Source organism: Sphingobacterium puteale, from assembly GCF_003627955.1.
Taxonomy (GTDB): Bacteria; Bacteroidota; Bacteroidia; order Sphingobacteriales; family Sphingobacteriaceae; genus Sphingobacterium; species Sphingobacterium puteale.
The window spans coordinates 23,327-40,239 of the sequence record NZ_RBWS01000026.1; the positions used below are offsets into that span (position 1 = coordinate 23,327).

15 protein-coding genes are annotated in these 16,913 nt (G+C 39.1%); 6 read left to right on the forward strand and 9 right to left on the reverse strand.

The annotated features are described in order from the left end of the window. The first annotated feature begins 44 nt into the window (after positions 1–44). The 3 genes from D7322_RS25340 (at position 45) to D7322_RS25350 (ending at position 2,505) form a co-directional block, all read left to right on the forward strand. On the forward strand, positions 45–413 hold the full coding sequence (locus D7322_RS25340) for a hypothetical protein (protein ID WP_121126978.1): 369 nt from the start codon (positions 45–47) through the stop codon (positions 411–413). Between the two features lies 1 nt (position 414). After that, positions 415–810, forward strand: coding sequence for a nuclear transport factor 2 family protein (locus D7322_RS25345; protein WP_121126979.1), 396 nt, complete (start codon positions 415–417; stop codon positions 808–810). 237 nt (positions 811–1,047) lie between these two features. After that, positions 1,048–2,505: an arylsulfatase gene (locus D7322_RS25350; RefSeq protein WP_121126980.1), complete on the forward strand. Its 1,458-nt coding sequence runs from the start codon at positions 1,048–1,050 to the stop codon at positions 2,503–2,505. Between the two features lie 125 nt (positions 2,506–2,630). Here D7322_RS25350 and D7322_RS25355 read toward each other — a convergent pair whose 3' ends face one another. The 5 genes from D7322_RS25355 to D7322_RS25375 form a co-directional block, all read right to left on the reverse strand. Beyond that, positions 2,631–3,698: a 2,3-butanediol dehydrogenase gene (locus D7322_RS25355; protein ID WP_121126981.1), complete on the reverse strand. Its 1,068-nt coding sequence runs from the start codon at positions 3,696–3,698 to the stop codon at positions 2,631–2,633. A gap of 117 nt (positions 3,699–3,815) precedes the next feature. Further along, positions 3,816–4,199: a 5-carboxymethyl-2-hydroxymuconate Delta-isomerase gene (locus D7322_RS25360; protein ID WP_121126982.1), complete on the reverse strand. Its 384-nt coding sequence runs from the start codon at positions 4,197–4,199 to the stop codon at positions 3,816–3,818. A gap of 217 nt (positions 4,200–4,416) precedes the next feature. Then, positions 4,417–4,653 (reverse strand): hypothetical protein, encoded by a 237-nt coding sequence (locus D7322_RS25365; RefSeq protein WP_121126983.1) that lies wholly within the window; start codon positions 4,651–4,653, stop codon positions 4,417–4,419. 108 nt (positions 4,654–4,761) lie between these two features. Continuing rightward, entirely contained in the window at positions 4,762–5,649 is an 888-nt protein-coding gene (locus D7322_RS25370; protein ID WP_121126984.1) for an alpha/beta hydrolase, read from the reverse strand. A gap of 132 nt (positions 5,650–5,781) precedes the next feature. Next, positions 5,782–6,426, reverse strand: coding sequence for a DNA alkylation repair protein (locus D7322_RS25375; protein WP_121126985.1), 645 nt, complete (start codon positions 6,424–6,426; stop codon positions 5,782–5,784). A gap of 316 nt (positions 6,427–6,742) precedes the next feature. Here D7322_RS25375 and D7322_RS25380 point away from each other — a divergent pair, with 316 nt between their 5' ends. The 3 genes from D7322_RS25380 to D7322_RS25390 all read left to right on the forward strand — a co-directional run bounded on the left by D7322_RS25380 (position 6,743) and on the right by D7322_RS25390 (position 9,211). Next, entirely contained in the window at positions 6,743–7,261 is a 519-nt protein-coding gene (locus D7322_RS25380; RefSeq protein ID WP_121126986.1) for a hypothetical protein, read from the forward strand. Positions 7,262–7,536: 275 nt separating this feature from the next. Next, positions 7,537–8,712 (forward strand): hypothetical protein, encoded by a 1,176-nt coding sequence (locus tag D7322_RS25385; RefSeq protein ID WP_121126987.1) that lies wholly within the window; start codon positions 7,537–7,539, stop codon positions 8,710–8,712. Positions 8,713–8,755: 43 nt separating this feature from the next. Further along, positions 8,756–9,211 carry a DUF6896 domain-containing protein gene (locus tag D7322_RS25390; RefSeq protein ID WP_121126988.1) on the forward strand — a complete coding sequence of 152 codons (456 nt, stop codon included), beginning with the start codon at positions 8,756–8,758 and terminating at the stop codon, positions 9,209–9,211. A 204-nt stretch (positions 9,212–9,415) separates the two neighbouring features. On the opposite strand, the gene D7322_RS25395 is transcribed toward D7322_RS25390, so the two are convergent. From D7322_RS25395 to D7322_RS25410, 4 genes are all read right to left on the reverse strand, one after another. Further along, a complete protein-coding gene (locus D7322_RS25395) occupies positions 9,416–11,011 on the reverse strand; it encodes a RagB/SusD family nutrient uptake outer membrane protein (protein WP_121126989.1) in 1,596 nt (531 codons plus the stop codon). A gap of 10 nt (positions 11,012–11,021) precedes the next feature. Then, complete coding sequence (locus tag D7322_RS25400) at positions 11,022–14,279, reverse strand: SusC/RagA family TonB-linked outer membrane protein (protein ID WP_220700175.1); 3,258 nt, start codon at positions 14,277–14,279, stop codon at positions 11,022–11,024. Between the two features lie 153 nt (positions 14,280–14,432). Further along, positions 14,433–15,623 carry a FecR family protein gene (locus D7322_RS25405; RefSeq protein WP_121126990.1) on the reverse strand — a complete coding sequence of 397 codons (1,191 nt, stop codon included), beginning with the start codon at positions 15,621–15,623 and terminating at the stop codon, positions 14,433–14,435. Positions 15,624–15,709: 86 nt separating this feature from the next. Then, positions 15,710–16,222 carry a sigma-70 family RNA polymerase sigma factor gene (locus tag D7322_RS25410; RefSeq protein WP_121126991.1) on the reverse strand — a complete coding sequence of 171 codons (513 nt, stop codon included), beginning with the start codon at positions 16,220–16,222 and terminating at the stop codon, positions 15,710–15,712. Positions 16,223–16,913: the final 691 nt, after the last annotated feature.

Below are 16,913 nucleotides of genomic sequence, written 5' to 3' on the forward strand. Positions count from 1 at the left end.
CCGTCCGTATTACAGTACTTTTGAGTAACAAAAAGATAGAAATTATGACACTAAAAAATGTATTGCTGACCAATGCGATCAGCTCAGGAATGACCGGGATCTTATTAGCGACCATGCCTTCTTTATTTACACAACTATTTAAAATACCACACAGTAATCCATTTACCTTGGTGGGAGGTTTTCTGATCGTGTTTTCTGTATTTGTACTGGCGACGGCTATGAAGAAAATTATCCAGAAAAGTTGGACCAAATTTATCATTACACTTGATGTTATTTGGGTTATTGCCAGCGTTATTGCTGTCATCTCCTTATTTTATACGATCAGTATTATAGGTTCTGTTATGATCCTAGCTGTTGCCGGATGGGTCGGGATGATGGCTTATTTCCAGCATAAAAATCTAAACAGAATTTGAGATGGGAAATATCAATGCATTTGTGGATACCTTCCTAGGTTGCTTGCAGCGGCGAGAACTGAAAAATCTGGTTGATCTTTTTGCTGAAGAGTTTTACCTGGAAATTCCTGGCAATACAGCAAAGATAAAATGGCTGGGATCGAGAAGTTCAAAACCGGAGGTGGAACAACTTTTTAAGCTATTGTGGTCAGCTGTTGAACCTGTAAGCGCAGCTATACAGACAGTATTGACCAACGAAGATCAGGCTATTATAAAAGGGAATTTTACCTCTAAGATGTTGGAAACAGGAAGGTTGGTCAGTTCTGTATTCTTTATTCACCTGAGGATACACAACCATAAAATTATCGAATATACGCTCTTGGAAGACAGTTATGCGGTTTCGGAGGCCCTACAATAGAAATTTAGCCCACTTGGTTGTCCCGCTACTTTTATTACCATATCATGGTAACACAAAAATAACAGGGCTCCAAAGCTAAGGTTGTAAATGGTGAATATTTCTAATGGAGCATTCAGCTGGAAAATACTAAAGAAAGAAATGTTCATCGTTTTGAAAAGAATTAGGAAACAAGAGGCTCAGCTTGATAGGGGATTTTATGTGTTCTAATTCTTTTTATTTAATTAACTTTGGATATACATGAACCGACTAAAATCTATTAATAATAAGAAGGTAGCTGTAGCTGTTTTCTTATTGGCTATCTCAGGAGCCGCATTTGCTCAAAATAGGGAGACAAGACCAAATATTGTTTTTATTATGGCAGATGATCTTGGTTATGGAGACCTTGGTGTATATGGTCAGAAAAAGATTGAAACCAAGCATATAGATTCACTAGCCAATAAGGGCCTGAAGTTTGAGAACTTTTATGCTGGTACCTCTGTCTGTGCTCCTTCGCGTTCATCCCTAATGACAGGACAACATACTGGGCATACCTATGTAAGAGGAAATAAAGAAATCGAACCAGAGGGACAACAACCATTGGCAGACTCGGTACAGACAATCGCTATGTTGTTGCAGGAGGCGGGTTATGCGACAGGTGCTTTCGGAAAATGGGGGCTAGGGATGGTCAATACTACCGGAGCACCAGATCAGAAAGGATTTGACGAGTTTTATGGTTACAATTGCCAACGTCAATCCCACCGTTATTACCCTACTCACCTTTGGCATAATAAAGAGCGGATTGAGCTTGATGGTAATGGATTATTGGCCAAAGGTCAATATGCACCAGCATTGATCCAAGAGAAAACTCTTGCCTTTATTGATGCGAATAAAGACAAACCTTTCTTTCTCTTTGTACCTACTGTGCTTCCCCATGCCGAACTTTCTGGTCCAGAAGATGAATATTACCAGCAATATGCCAGTTCATTTGATGAAAAACCACATAAAGGAAATGATTACGGGCCAAAGGCAACAGTTCCGGGGTATGCTGGCGTAGAGAAACCGCATGCAATGTATGCCAGCATGGTAAGTCGCATGGATGCTTATGTTGGTCAGATCGTAGAAAAACTGCGTCAAAACAAATTGCTTGACAATACCATAATCATATTTACAAGTGACAATGGTTCACATAAAGAAGGGGGAGCAGATCCCAATTTTTTCAATAGTTCTGGAGGTTTGCGTGGAAATAAGCGCGATTTGTATGAAGGAGGTATCAGGACTCCGTTCATTGCCTGTTGGCCGGGGAAAATAGCTGAAGGAAAGACATCAAACTATCTGGGTGCTTTTTGGGATATTATGCCGACGATGGTCGAACTTGCTAAGGCGGATAAACCCAGATATACAGATGGGGTTTCTTTTGTTCCCACTTTATTGGGACGCAACAAACAACAAAAACAACATGATTATCTTTATTGGGAATTCCATGAAGATGGTGGACGTCAGGCCTTACGAAAAGGTGACTGGAAACTCATTTTGCAGAAAGTAACTACTGGTACTCCGATTAAAGAGCTGTACAATCTCAAACAAGACCCAAAAGAACAGAACAATGTCGCGAATAGTAATCCGAAAAAAGTACAGGAATTGCAACGCTTGATTGAGAAAGCGCATGTGGAGAGTGCTATCTTCCCGTTGACCAATAAAATACCAAATAAAATGTAAATCATTTACAAAAGATTTGGCAAACCGAATAAATATGGCCGCTTGGGACACCCAAGCGGCCATATTTATAGCGATCACATTATTTTTTCGATACGTTGCTTATTATTGTCTGTATCCTGACTGCGTTAATTTTTCTGTATATCAATTAAGATTTTGACTTCAGTGGGATCATTAACCAGAGCTTCAAATCCTTCTGAAACGATATTGTCTAAGCTTATTTTGCGTGTTACAAGTTTTTCTACGGGCATACGTCCACTATCGATAAGCGCGATAACCTGTGGAAAGATATTACGATAAGCGATAATACCTTTAATGGTGATTTCCCGCAGGACCTGATCCAGCGCATCGGTAGTTACAGGATTGCCAAAAAGTGCAACTAAAACAGCGGTTCCACCATTTTTTAAACTATCAATTCCAGTTGTATAGGAGGCTTGTACACCAGCGCAATCTAGAAATACATCCACTCCGAGCTCCGTGATGGACTTAATTTTTTGTGGTATACCTTCTTCTTTTGCATTGATGATATGGGTAGCACCGATGGCTTTAGCCTTCTCCAAACGTTTGTCTGCGATATCAGTCACAATAACTGTTGTTGCACCTGCGGCAAGTGCTGCCTGAACGCATAGTAAACCTATTGGACCAGCTCCAGAAACTAATACAGTTTCTCCGATTTTAAGTCCGCTTTGGAGTACTGCATAAACTGCTACAGCGGCAGGTTCCACTAATGCCCCCTTTTCGAACGACATGCTATCGGGTATTTTGTGTACCATATAGTCTTCGACGACAACATACGGCGCAAATCCACCATTGCTGGATAGGCCTACAAATCCCAAAGGTTCAGATAAATTATATGCACCATTTGCGATAAAAGGACTGTCGAAGTTCTTAAAAATTGGTTCTACGACCACACGGTCACCTACTTTTAAATGATGGATGCCTTCACCAATCGCATCTATTACTCCTGAAAATTCATGGCCTAATGTGGTGGTTCCTTGATGCCCATTTAGTGGATAAGGTTGATCTACTGGAATTAATTGCGGACCATGTACATATTCATGTAGATCAGATCCACAGATTCCTGCGAAATGAACAGCTATTTTAACTTGACCAGTCTTCGGTTCAGGAATTTCGGTTGATTCTACTCTGATATCTTTTGCAGCATACCAACGTGCGGCTTTCATTGTATTCGTCATATTATCTCCTTTTTTGAATATAAACTAAGGTAAGCAGAATGATTAGGGATCATCGTGATCCATATCTCAAACGTAAATGAGATGGATCATTTTAGCCGAAAATTAATGGAGGAGATCTTATAATTCGAAATGGCGGTCATGATTCGTATTCCGAGGATTTATTAACGAACTGTTGCAATAGGTTGCTGCTTCAAATTCGCTGATGCTGACCGAAAGGAAAGAGGTCGAAGGAAGCAATTTCTTCAGTCGGGCAGTGATTGTTTTTGATAGATTTGCCTTTTGTTCCGTTGTTCGTCCCTCCATAATATATCCGAATACATGTAGAAAATTAGTCTTATTGCTTCCAAGTTTAAAATGGGAGAAAGACTGAATTCTAACCTTTATATCATTGGGGGCAAAAATTCCTGTAGCATCTGCGGTATCGTATACAGCGTCCATGAGTTCATCAGGGGCTATCATTTGAAGAATATCTTGTGAACATTCTATAATAAAATGAGGCATAAACAATATTATCTGTTCTATACCTAACAGTAGGAATATGAAATTGTTTATCAGGATTTTATCATCTCTAAAAGTTGATCTTCAATTTCGTTTACGCCTATGTTGCAGGGCTGATACTTTATTATCCATCTGTTTTCATAGGTCCCATTTTACAAGGGGTATGAAAACAGATGAAGTGTATTCAGCATGAGTCCTGTATTGAACGATTTAGTTCATCTTAATCATTGTCATGATTTTCAGTAGCATATGAAAACTTAATTGATTTTTGTGGATAAGTTTCCATACTCATACGGCTGGTATTTTTGATGATACTTTTTAAGCTGACCCGATCACCCAATTTAAAATAAGCTTCTACGGTTTGATAATCCAATAGATAAGGGCCACAAAAGTAATTTCCATTGGTATCTTTTTCTATGGTTCCCTGATAAAGTCCCGCTTTTGTTTCTTTTGGCATATATGTTTTATTTGGAAACAAAGGTAGGAAGAGTAATTGGCAATTCGGTGTCAATTGTAATATTCCTTTTGCGACTGCCAATATTTATAGCCATTAATGGTATTATCGTCATTTATTTAGTTGGTTTGATCTTAATGTCTTGCCAATCCATTTCAGATAAACTTTGTTTTTCGAGAAGTCATTATGCCCTTCATTGTTTAATGTGATAAAACGATCTGAGCTTTTTAACAGTTTGGAAAGTTTTGTAGAAGAGCCATAGTAGACGGCGTTATCACCGCTGCCGTGGAAAATAACAATCGGGCATTTCACCTTCTTCAAATGAGATGCATTATCAAAACTAAATGGGATATTTGTGGTGTCTAATTCAGGAGCAACATTGTTTACCCAGTCTACTAAATTGTAATATGGGGCCTGTAAGATCAGCAGACCCGGCTGGTTGTTGGCTGCAATATTGGACGCAAGGGCACTGCCCATAGATTGGCCCAATACGATAATGTTATGTTCAGAATAGATTGTCTTTAGTTTGTTGTAGACTATTTGAATATCATTATACAGCATACTTTCATCGGTGACTTTACCTTGGCTTTTGCCATACCCACGATAGTCAAGCATAAAGATATCATAACCATTTGCCGTGTATATTGGAGCGATTTTACCCCAGGTGTCTAAGGCATCATTACTTCCATGCAAATAGAAGATAAGACCTTTGGGTATTTTGGCTTTAAATAATAGTCCATTCAGAACAATACTATCCTTCATCGTAATGTATTTCTCCTCAAAGGGAATATCAAAATTGAAAGCTAAATTTTCGATCTTCTTACCTGGAAATAATTGTTCGGTCAGCAAAGTATTCCATTCTTCTTTCGTCCACGATTTTTTATCCTGACCATTACAGATGGAGGGAAAAATCACCAAAGTAGGAAACAGGCATATCACCCAAACAGATAACTGCTTGGTCCATATTTCCACTGATGATATATTGATATCCGATTTCATTGTTAGTCTGGTTATTCGGTGCTGTTCCTAAGTTAGCAATAATATGTCAAATTGAGATTTTTCCGCTGTTCGATCTCAATTTTTGGCCACCGGGATATATCACCGGGCAATTTTACAAGAAATCCGGTGATTTTATTTATTGAGTTTTGCTACCTGAATGGCAATGAACTTTGGTAAATAGTTTGGAGTACAGTTTTTAGCTACCATTTCGTCTTTATAAAGTCCTGTTTGCTCTCCGATATTGATACATCTTGTTCGGAAAATTTCTTGAAAGATACCGATTTGAGCGGCAGTAAAATTCATCGCCCACTGGACTTCAGATACTTCATTTTCAATTCGGGATTCAATTTTAGAAAGCAATTCCTCGCTATTAGGCGGCGGTGTTTGTCCTACCCATCGCAATCGGGCTTGATGGTACCAAAAAGTGCGTCTTTGAAGGGGAGATATACTGTTTTCCCAACTTTCCATTAATGCGATTGTCCGTTTGTCCTTGGCAAGTTGATTCGCCATAAGCCAATCAATCAGCTGCAGTTTTTCGTCTTCCCGATGTTGTTCAATATCGCTTACCAATCCATCAATAATTTCTTCAGAAAGTAATTTCTTGTCCATAAGCAAGATCGCCAATTGTCGGGCAAGATAACCTTTTGTAGACCACAGTTCCAGAGCTAGTTCGTGGTCTTTTTTTATGACATTGGCAATTTTACGCAAGTCACCAAGTTTGGTCTTCTTGTCGCTAATTTGCGTCATAATATTTTCTGCTGTCGATGATAGTTTCATAATTGTTTTCCAATAGTTAACAGGAGTGCGACACTTGCTTACTCATTGTCAGGACACCAGTGTAAGTTGCATCTTATGATATTTATGCGCTGATCAAGCGTTATCATATCATGAATTTACTAATTTTTTAATCATTTATTATTGGTTCAGTTCACTGTTAACAACATAGTAAAATACAGTCAGTATAAATTATTATTCTATTTTTGTTTACTGACCTCGTCTTTTTAAGCAAAACGTTAGAACCTAGATTGTTTGGTCATAAGCCAAAGAGGTCGTACAAATAAGATGAAGATTCTTTTGACGTTATATTTGGATAATGGAATTAAGAAAAGAAATTGAACCCGATTTTAAATCAGTGGAAAAACGCTATCCGGAAGTTCTAAAACTCATTCTAGCATATTCAGACTATTGTGATGAGAACGGGGATGAAGATAATACCGAATATCAAAAGCTTAAAAATACGCTTCATGAAATGACTGGTAAAGATATGTCTCAATTTAATCTTTGGGAATGGTGGGAGGAAGAAGGTGCTGAGGTTTTGGCATTCAGAATATCACTTCCTGCTCCGAAAATTATTGAACATATCACAAAGGATGAACTGACTGAAATTGTGCGACGTCAAAAGACTTTTGTCATGCAGGATGAGGACGATAAAAGTTTGAGAGCGCAGTTTCATTATCATCTTGATGATTATTTCATTGATTTTCTAACCTTAAATTTTACAACCTTTGACCGCAGTCTTTTTCAGAGGCAGAAAGATAAAAAGGGCAATTATTTTGAATATAATCAAAACGAGATTGTTGAAAAATTATGGAACATGGGAAAGTATAAGTAACCGTGTCCCACTTTGATAAAGGTTACAGCGATCGTTTCATACCAAGTACTGATTGATCTAATACAAGACTATCTGTTTTATAGTCTATTTAATTGGGAACAAAACAGATATTCAGGATGATAATCTTACGCTGTGAAATAGAATAAGATGATTTTTTGTAATTTAGTCAAAGGGGTAGTGGACACCTAGCATAATAAGTAGGAAAATGCCTGCAATAAGATGATAGAAAACGATGCCCGAAATTTTAAACTAAAAAAGCTGTTAACCCTTACAATATGAATAGAGAAAATCCGATCCATCTTTCGTTGACAAGCACGAATAGCCATACCGTAAAAATTGAAGCTGGGCAAGGCAGTTTTTCTATTGGTGAAGCTGGTATGGACAAGAAAAAATTTGATGTTCTCGTCGAAAAAGAATTAGCCATCAACTGGAATGCCTTTGATGCATATACGACACCCGCTGGTAGCCATTGGCCAAGATTTTTTTATTATTACGGTAATGACATCGGATTTTTGGAATGGTCACAAAATAGAGTAATTGAAGATTTCTTTTGGCAACCATCTAATCCAGTATCTATCGACTTAAATGCAACACAGATTGGACACTTGTCGGTTCGTTCGAATACAATTCCTATAACAATAACTTTGCCTGTAAGGGATGATAATAAGCCCTTTGTTTTGAAATCGCTTAACCTGTCAGGAGATCTCGAAAATTTTGAAATTTTATCGAAAAATGCGAATCCGCACATCCGTTTTTCTCCCGATGTGAAGAGGGATAGAACGGTATTGCCTTATCGGCTACCTGTTTTTAAAGCTCTAGAAAAAATTACTTGGCTCGATGTTGTCGTTGAACCACTAGGACAGCCGCTTGATTGCGAATGCTTATTGCAATTTCCTAATTTGCAAGGGTTAAACCTTACAGGGAATCTTAGTAATGTAGTTAGTCTAAAGAGACTTGAAAAGTTGGAAAGTTTAGCTATTCGTTATGCACCCAACTTGGAAAGCTTCCCTTCTTTAAATACCTGGGGCAATCTGAGATCATTTATCGGATGGAATATTGATGAGATTACAGGAAAAAGATTAAAAACCGAATTAAAGGATCTCGTTAAGTCCGGAAAAGATCTAGAATATTGTTCAGTATCCAAACTACGAAGCTCAGTTTGGTTTACGACAGAATATGGAATTCCTTTTACAAACTGGGAAAGCAAAAGCGCTAAAATTGCCACCAAAGCTTATAAAACTGCTTTACAGAAAATCGCTAAGGGCAAAACAGAAAACGAGGTAAAGCAAGCACTTGTAGAATTGATCGAAACAATTAACAAACTACCCAACATTGAAACTGTAGAGAGGGAAGACACGGGTATTGCCATTCAGCAATTAATAGAAGCCTCACCAGTAAAAATACAGCAGGAGACCGCCAATAACTGGTTTGACGAGGTGCGGGATTTTTAGTGAAAACAGGATTCTGGGCTGGGAATAAATTAAGGTAATTTTCATGGTAATAGGTAGTAAAATTCTTGACGAAATATTAGAAGCGATGGGGCAGCATAAGGCCTTGGCGCATGTTCTCATTGGTAAGTTGATTGCGGAAACCGACCAGCCTGCTACAGCTGAAATCGAGGCTGGAAATTACTACGAAATCGTGGATGCAGATATATTAAATGGGAACGAGAACCTAACAGATCATTGGTGGTTTGATGTTCATGGTGAACATTGTATGTTTAAGAATTTAATAACAAATCAAGTGCTTGAGGTTTCACTTGGAGACAAAGAAAGTATCGGTAATCTAGATCCATACTTTTTCTACAACTTTTTACAAACAACCGACAGCGTAAAACATCTAATAAAATATTTTGACAATCCATTTTCAGACATGTTAAATCTTTTTGAAGAACTTGAACGACAAAACAAAATGGTACACATCGGTGGAGTGCAATTTAGGTTGCGCTAGACATTGTACTTCCAATTTAGGGTAGAGGTTTTGGAGAGGGCAGAATTGGTAAACACTGGGATAATTTCCCAATATCCTTTGGAGGCTTTTGAATAATTTTTTTCGACAATTATACGCTGACACGCTTTATCATAGTATAACATGACACCACTATATAAATAGAAAAACGACTTTCCAACTGGAAAGTCGTTTTTTTACTATTGACTAATAACCCGGATTTTGCACCAAGTTGGGCTCCACCTGAAAACTACTTTCATGAAACGGCCATAGGTATTGGTGTTTTAAGAACTTTCGGTCCTCAATTTTGAGTATTTCGGATTGCCCACCTCCATTCAGACGCATATGACCTAGAGCAGGTTGATTAAGGACGGTTTCTGCTGTTTGCCATCGCAAGATATCGCTATAACGTAATCCCTCGCCAGCAAGTTCGGTTCTCCTTTCGTTGCGGATGAGCGCTATCCATTCCTGTTGCGATTTTGCCGTTAAATTGACATCAGCAACGGTCATATCGAGTCCGGCTCTTTTACGAATCTGGTTGATACAACTTTTAGCCAGTTCATCTACATCATTCAGCATGATCTTGGCTTCCGCATAGGTTAAAAGGACTTCGGCATAGCGGGCCAGGGGAAAATGCATATTTCCGCCAGTACGAAACGCATCGGCTTGGTCCACAAATTTCTTGAACCAGTATCCCGACCTACTGCTACGTAGGTTTTGGTAATAAAAAGCACTTTTAGCATCATAGATATCTATTTTTTCATTATTGAAGAGATCGCCATGACCAAATACACTGGCTTCATACCGTGGATCGCGGTTTAATTTTGGATTAAGCTCATAAGCTTGCTTGCTGTGTAATGGACAGTTGTCAATTGGCCGCCCCTGTAAAGTCCAATAACTATCCACGAGTGCTTTTAAGGGGACAACATAGGATTGGCCATTTCCGGTTCGGTATTGTGGAGCCAGATGCTGAAATGATGCCGTTGCTGAATTGTTATGGCTCTCCATATCAAACTTGATAATAAATTCTTTGTTGGTTTTATCTGCTTGATAATTAAATAGACTGGCATATTGGGGGTGTAGTTGATACTTCCCACTATCCATAATCTCCTTAGCAAGTCTCGCCGCCAGTTCGTACCTTCCGTTATAGAGCGCATAACGCATGACCAATGTTTTAAAGGAGTACTTATTGAACATATATGCGTTTGTGGTGCCTTCATTTTCTGGAAGTCTATTGGCAACATCTTCGCTCATTTCAAAGAGCTTGTCAAGGATTTCGGCTTTAGGCGTCACCGGTGGTGTTGCTTCCTCCAGTTTGACAGGAGTTAGCACAAAAGGGACATTACCCCAGAATTCTGTGATCCTGAAGTAATGCCAGATGCGCAAACCTTCGAGAATTGCTTTATACCGTTGTCGCGTAGATTCATTTTCGACATAGGGTACATCAACATTTGCCAGATAGGTGTTAATGCGTCCTATATGCTGATTGTGTAGATTCCAGTAATAAACGGCCAAAGCAGAGTTGCTGGTCATATTGCCGTTGGCAATAATCATATGGTGGTCTGTCTCAATGCGGGCATAAGCATTGTCCGAACGACCTTCGGTCATGTAAAAGAGGAGGCGACGTTCGTCTGGTCCCATAAAAGCATCTAAATAACTACTGTAAACCACGCGGCGTAAATCTTCTTCTGTGTTAAAAAACTCATCAAATGAAGTTGCTGTTGGATCTCGTTTATCAAGAAATTTCTCGCAGCTACTAAGGGTTGCCAAAGCTATTATCAGGGTAATAATTTTCTTTTTCATTGTTATGATATTAAAAAATGCTCGCGCTTAATCCAAAACTGTATGTTGCCATCCGCGGATAATTTCCATTACCGCTTCCGATCCGCTCAGGGTCCAAACCTTCCCACTTTGTTATGGTGAATACATCCTGCGCGTTTACATAAATCCGTAAGTTTTTAACACTTTTGCCAATGGAAGGAAAAGTGTAGCCGAGCTGAAGTGATTTAACACGAAAAAAGGCTGCATTGCTGAGCCATACATTACTCAAAAGGGTGTTCGGCGTGGAGCCTGTCCACAGACGTGGGAAGCGGCTATTTGGATTTTCTGGGCTCCAATGGTCGGCAACATACTCAACACGTGGTGCTCCTAAGTCATTACTGTTTCCGTCGACATACACCGGATAAGCTTCCTGACCGGCTATTCGGCCAGTTCTTTTGCCCACACCTTGGCCTAGTGCTGAAAAATCCCAGCGTTTATAATGAAGATCCATATTGATGGCGTAATTGTAATAGGGAAGTGGATCGGCGAGGTAGACGCGGTCATTGTCGTTGATTAAACCATCTTGATTTTGGTCAACATAGCGGATATCGCCGGGTCTGGAATTGGGCATTTTTGCTGCGGTTTGATCAATTTCTTGTTGACTCTGAAAATAACCATTTGATTGAAAACCGTAATAGTTATTGATCGGGATCCCTTTATACCATATCTGGTCATTGTTGCCTTTGAAAATCAATCGGTCATTTTCATTATAGCCGGCCTTGAGTATGCGGTTACGATTGTTAAATAGCATAGCGCCGACTTTATAGGAGAAATCATCTTTCTTGTCAGACCAGTTTACCGAAACTTCCCAGCCATTATTCTCCACCGCGCCAATATTTACTGCGGATATCAGCTCGTATGAACCCGTTAGAGGCGGGACAGCAAATTCATCGTAGATTAAATCATATGAATTCTTATGGTATACCTCCGCTGTAAGAGAAAGTCTATTTTTGAATGCGTTCATATCGAGACCAATATTCCATTGTTTTTGTTTCTCCCAGGAAAAATTAGAATTAGGAACGCGCATCGTCCATCCCCAGGTATTGACGGATTCCTGCCATAGATAAGGCGCTACATTTTCATTACCAATCAACCCGTATGACGCTCGGATCTTCATATTGTTGATCGCCTCGGATTCGAGAATAGGTTTGAAAAAGCGTTCCTTATGCAGGTTCCATGCAAAGGCCCCTGATGGAAAGAATCCCCAGCGATGACCTGGTGCAAATTTACTGCTCCCATCCGAACGACCTGTTAATTCAAATATATAACGGTTGTCAAACGAATAGTTTAGTTTACCGAAAAAAGAAGCCTTGCTAATTTCCCTAAAATCGGTGAATGTATAGCTCATGATCTCAGAGCCTGCGGTGAGATAGATTTTGTCTTTATCCTGACGTAGTTCTTTGTTATAATTTACCAATGCCCGCGCAGTTAACTGGCTCTCACTTACTCCTTGTGAAGCATTCACATCATTACCCCATATAGTGATCGGTGCCCCTTTTTCATCAAAGAATTTGTAGGTTAATCGCTTTTGCTTGTCGGCAGATTTATTGATCATGTAGGATACATTTCCTTCAATATTTAGGTTACTGTTGATATTATATTTGGGGCGGAGATTTATCGTACTCCGGTCATGCATATAGTTTTTGGTGCCACCATGTTTAATCGAGGCGATCGGATTTATGTTGTTATGCAGTATGAATGGTTCAGGCATATCTATATCATAGTAGATCTGTTGAGTTGGATTCAAGCGCCAGGCTTGTTGATAGAGCCCGTGACCATCGTCGTTTGCCATGAGGCGGTCTACTTGCAAGCGATGGGCATAGAAGTCAGCCATGAGGACGAATTTATCAGCAATATTGATGTTGGTATTGAAGCGCGCCGAAAATTTTTGTGTTCCCTCAATGTTATTAAGTCCATTTTCCTTAATATAGCCCAACATAAGATTGAAAGTCCCCACGCCGCCACCACCGGAAATACTGGCGTTGTTGTTAATTGCTGTGGAGGTCCGTTCCATTACTTCATCCAGCCAATTGACTCCTTTTATTTTTCCGCTGGCATATTGTTCAATTGTTTCATCCGAATAGATCGCAGGTTGTCCTTGTTGGATCAGTGTTTCGTTTCGCAATTTCATAAAATCAACTGCCCCAACAAATTCTGGAAGGTCTATCGGTTTGTTTATGGCATACCAGTTGTTTGTAAAAACCTTGAATTGACCAGTTTGCCCACGTTCTGTTTCGATGATAATAACGCCATTGGCGCCACGGGAGCCATACATAGATGCTGAAGCCGCATCTTTAAGTACGGTAATACTTTTCACCTGATTAGGATCGATATCGTGAATACTCTGTTCCATTCCGTCCACGATGACCAGAGGATCGGCGTTTTGTAACGTGCTGATACCACGTATAGAAATGGTACCGGGGACACTGCCCGGAAGACTATTCTCCCGCATCATCGTAACACCGGGAATTGTTCCCGAAAAAGCATCCTGCATTTTATAAATGGGCCGGTTTTTTACTTTTTCCATATCCATTTGGGATACGGAAGAAGCCAGGTGCTTTTTATCGACCTCTGAAAATCCGACCACCACAACCTCATCAAGCCCGACTTCGTCGTTGTCCATGACGATATTGAGCTCAGTTTTGTTGTTGATGGGGAGTTCAAGCTGTTTAAAGCCCACCGCACTGAAGATCAATGTGCCTTTATTGCCGTTTGGAAGAGAAAGCTGAAATTCACCCCTGGCATTTGTCGAGGTTCCTATATTTGTCCCTTTGAGCAAAATGCTGACTGCACTTAATAGATTCCCTTTTGTGTCATGTATTTTCCCTCTGATGGATCGTTGTTGATACAGCGTTTCGCTGCCTGAGCGGTCATCAGGGGCATCATCCTGTTTTCTTTTTATGACAACGGTGCCACGATGTATCATGTAATAAAAAGCACTATTTTTAAAGAGCTGATCAAGTGTTTTATTCAGGGGTGCATCTGTTATTTCAAGATTTACTTTTTCATTGTTTAGTAAGCCCTCCATAAAGATAAAACGCACCCCTGTTTGTTGGGTGATGTTATTGAGAACGGTTTCGATCTTGGTGTTTTTGGCGTGCAGTGTAATCTGAGCAGAGCTTGAAGCGTAGGCACCCATCATGGATGTTGCCAATAATATTCCTGTCAGTTTCATTTTGATTAGATTGTTCAAAAATTTTCCCTTGTCTATAGGACAAAGAATTCCTTTTGAATAAAATAAATTATTCATAATTTGGTAGAGAATTAATAGTTTACGATCAGTTGTTAATTCAATCAGATGCAGGAGTATTGGAGTACTTCTGCATTCTTTTTCATACAATATTTAGGTATTTATCTTCTTACATAGTTTAAGCCCTCCTTTTCTTTTGGTTAGATAGTTTATTTATTTTTTGCCGGCCAGTTTATTAACGATTAATTTTTCTTTGTCGATTGTGAGCTCATAACCGGTCAGGTCTTTTAGTAGATTACAGACCTCTGCAAGGGTCACATCTCTTTTTATGCCACCTTTGTAACGTCTTTTGTCCAATGAGACGTTGGAGTCAATTTTGATACCATACCATCGACTCAACTCATCCAGAATCTGTTGCATACTCTTATTTTCGAAATAGAAATAACCATCCTTCCATGCCGTTGCTTCTTCCATATCTGGTATCGGAAAAGCCACCAATTGACTGTTAATCATTTTTACTCCATTTCCGGCATCTATAAAAATCTCATTTTCCTGTCCATTGACTTTTAGTCGTCCCTCTTTTAGTAGAACTTTTGCATTAGGTTTATAGGAATTGATGTCAAAGGCTGTACCTATAGCTTGGATACTGAGATCATTGGCTTCTACTACGAATGGGCGTTTTGTATCCTTGGCAACTTCAAAATAGGCTTCACCCTTTAATCTTACTTTCCGTTGATTTTTCTCGAAATTGGGCCTATAGGTCAATTCCGATTCCGAATTTACCCATACCCTTGTACCATCACTTAGTGTTAGCGCTATGGTAGATCTCTTGGGCACAATCAAGGTGTGTATTGGATTAGACTCTTCAGTTTTGAGCTGTGAGTACAGCAATTTACCCTCTTTTAATTCAATACCCCGAGGAAGACCTCCATCAACTTGTTTATTCATTAAGTTAATTTCGTCTTCTCCTTTGATCTTGAGGATAGCACCGTTTGTTCCGGGAAGAACATCATTTTTTTGTCCATAGACCTTGTCCGGGATAAGATAATTGACAGGTCTTAAATAAGATTTCCAGATCCAGACAAAAGTAAAGAGCAATAACAGCGCAGCAACAATTCTAACAGCGGGTTTCCAGTTTCCATTTAACCGATGATAATTTGGTGCAATTTGTCGTTCATTATATTTGGTTTTTAAAATTTTCCACTCCTGATCCAGGTCAGTGGTACGCAAATCAAATGGAACATGGATATCTGTATTGGCAAGCCGGTGGCGCAAACTATCCTTTGCATCGGGATATTTTTCCAGCAAAAGTCTTAGTTCATTCTCTTGTTCATCAGGCAGTTGTCCTTCTTTCAGGAGTAATGAAGCTAATTCAGCCAATACTATTTTATCGGTTTCTATCATAATTCAATAACTAAGTAACTTGAGGAATCAAAAAGGGTGACTCCAGATAAAAAAAAAATTTTTAAAAATAGAAGGGCAAATGGTCCTTAAAATATAAGGAAGTTTAATACTAAATTCAGGAATTTGGTTTTCAAAAGGTTTATCGCGCGCATACGCTGAGTTTTTACGGTGTTGACGGAAACATCTAATTCCTGTGCGACCTCGTCATATTTCATACCATCCAAATAGATTAAACGGCAGATCCGCTGACAACCCTCAGGCAATTGATCGAGTTCACGGTGTAATGCACCAATCAGTTCGGCATTGATAAGATCGTCCAAGATATTCCGATCGTCAGAGTCTGTTATGGTTATAGCATCCCGTATCTTATCAAACACCCTATCTCGCCTTTTGGCATTCATTGCCATATTTTTTACTGAGGTGTAGAGAAAGCTTTTGATAACACGTTCTCCCTTCTCCAACAGTTCTGGCTTATCCATCAAGACAATAAAAGCATCTTGTACAATATCTTTAGCTATTTCCTCCGAGTTGACCCATGGAAAGGCAAATGTACAGAGCTGTAGAAAATATGTTTTGAAATAATATTCGATGGATAACATTACCTAGCTATTTTTTTTAAAATATAGCTATTATACAAAATATTGGAAACAATGCGTGTATTTTATATAAAGTAATCTTAGGGGCATTTTTGTGAATAAGTGACTGAAATAACTATTGTTAAAGTTCGGTTTCTAATTGTTTTTCTGTGCAGCTAAAGATTTTTTTATTGTGTTAACTTTCTAACTGTAACAATTAAAGGGATTAATGCCGGTTTTTATTATCGTGAATTTTTCATTTCCAAAAATCACAAAACCGTTATTTTCAGGGGTATTTTAGTATGGTTCCTTTCAGTATTTTCGATCTATCGCATGATTGAAAATAGTACCATGAAACAGTTCACGATTTTAATTTCATTTGTCGCATTGACCGGCTGCAAAATCAATCCGCGGAAATTGCAGGTTTCTGTCTCGTTCAAGCTGGACTAAAATGAATGACAAAAGAGATCTTGAAATTGTTATCGCATATACTTTTACAAGCCGTAGCGGAGTTACAGAGCGGCTCCCATACCAAATTTTTAAGCTTTCCAAAGCTGCCGAAAAGCTAAAATTTCGGATACGGGGAAATATTTATTCGAGTGGGCATCATCAACCGGATTAGAAAAATTCGATTTGAAAAAGGTAAATAGTTTAGCAATACGACTACGTTGTGTTATTTTGCTGAACAGCACTTTGTTTTTTTGCGAAAATGTAG

Excerpts from the sequence above, each read along its gene's own strand:
- D7322_RS25340 (WP_121126978.1), top strand. The coding sequence starts at position 45 with ATGACACTAAAAAATGTATTGCTGACCAATGCGATCAGCTCAGGAATG.
- D7322_RS25345 (WP_121126979.1), top strand. The coding sequence starts at position 415 with ATGGGAAATATCAATGCATTTGTGGATACCTTCCTAGGTTGCTTGCAG.
- D7322_RS25350 (WP_121126980.1), top strand. The coding sequence starts at position 1,048 with ATGAACCGACTAAAATCTATTAATAATAAGAAGGTAGCTGTAGCTGTT.
- D7322_RS25355 (WP_121126981.1), bottom strand. The coding sequence starts at position 3,698 with ATGACGAATACAATGAAAGCCGCACGTTGGTATGCTGCAAAAGATATC.
- D7322_RS25360 (WP_121126982.1), bottom strand. The coding sequence starts at position 4,199 with ATGCCTCATTTTATTATAGAATGTTCACAAGATATTCTTCAAATGATA.
- D7322_RS25365 (WP_121126983.1), bottom strand. The coding sequence starts at position 4,653 with ATGCCAAAAGAAACAAAAGCGGGACTTTATCAGGGAACCATAGAAAAA.
- D7322_RS25370 (WP_121126984.1), bottom strand. The coding sequence starts at position 5,649 with ATGAAATCGGATATCAATATATCATCAGTGGAAATATGGACCAAGCAG.
- D7322_RS25375 (WP_121126985.1), bottom strand. The coding sequence starts at position 6,426 with ATGAAACTATCATCGACAGCAGAAAATATTATGACGCAAATTAGCGAC.
- D7322_RS25380 (WP_121126986.1), top strand. The coding sequence starts at position 6,743 with ATGGAATTAAGAAAAGAAATTGAACCCGATTTTAAATCAGTGGAAAAA.
- D7322_RS25385 (WP_121126987.1), top strand. The coding sequence starts at position 7,537 with ATGAATAGAGAAAATCCGATCCATCTTTCGTTGACAAGCACGAATAGC.
- D7322_RS25390 (WP_121126988.1), top strand. The coding sequence starts at position 8,756 with ATGGTAATAGGTAGTAAAATTCTTGACGAAATATTAGAAGCGATGGGG.
- D7322_RS25395 (WP_121126989.1), bottom strand. The coding sequence starts at position 11,011 with ATGAAAAAGAAAATTATTACCCTGATAATAGCTTTGGCAACCCTTAGT.
- D7322_RS25400 (WP_220700175.1), bottom strand. The coding sequence starts at position 14,279 with ATGAATAATTTATTTTATTCAAAAGGAATTCTTTGTCCTATAGACAAG.
- D7322_RS25405 (WP_121126990.1), bottom strand. The coding sequence starts at position 15,623 with ATGATAGAAACCGATAAAATAGTATTGGCTGAATTAGCTTCATTACTC.
- D7322_RS25410 (WP_121126991.1), bottom strand. The coding sequence starts at position 16,222 with ATGTTATCCATCGAATATTATTTCAAAACATATTTTCTACAGCTCTGT.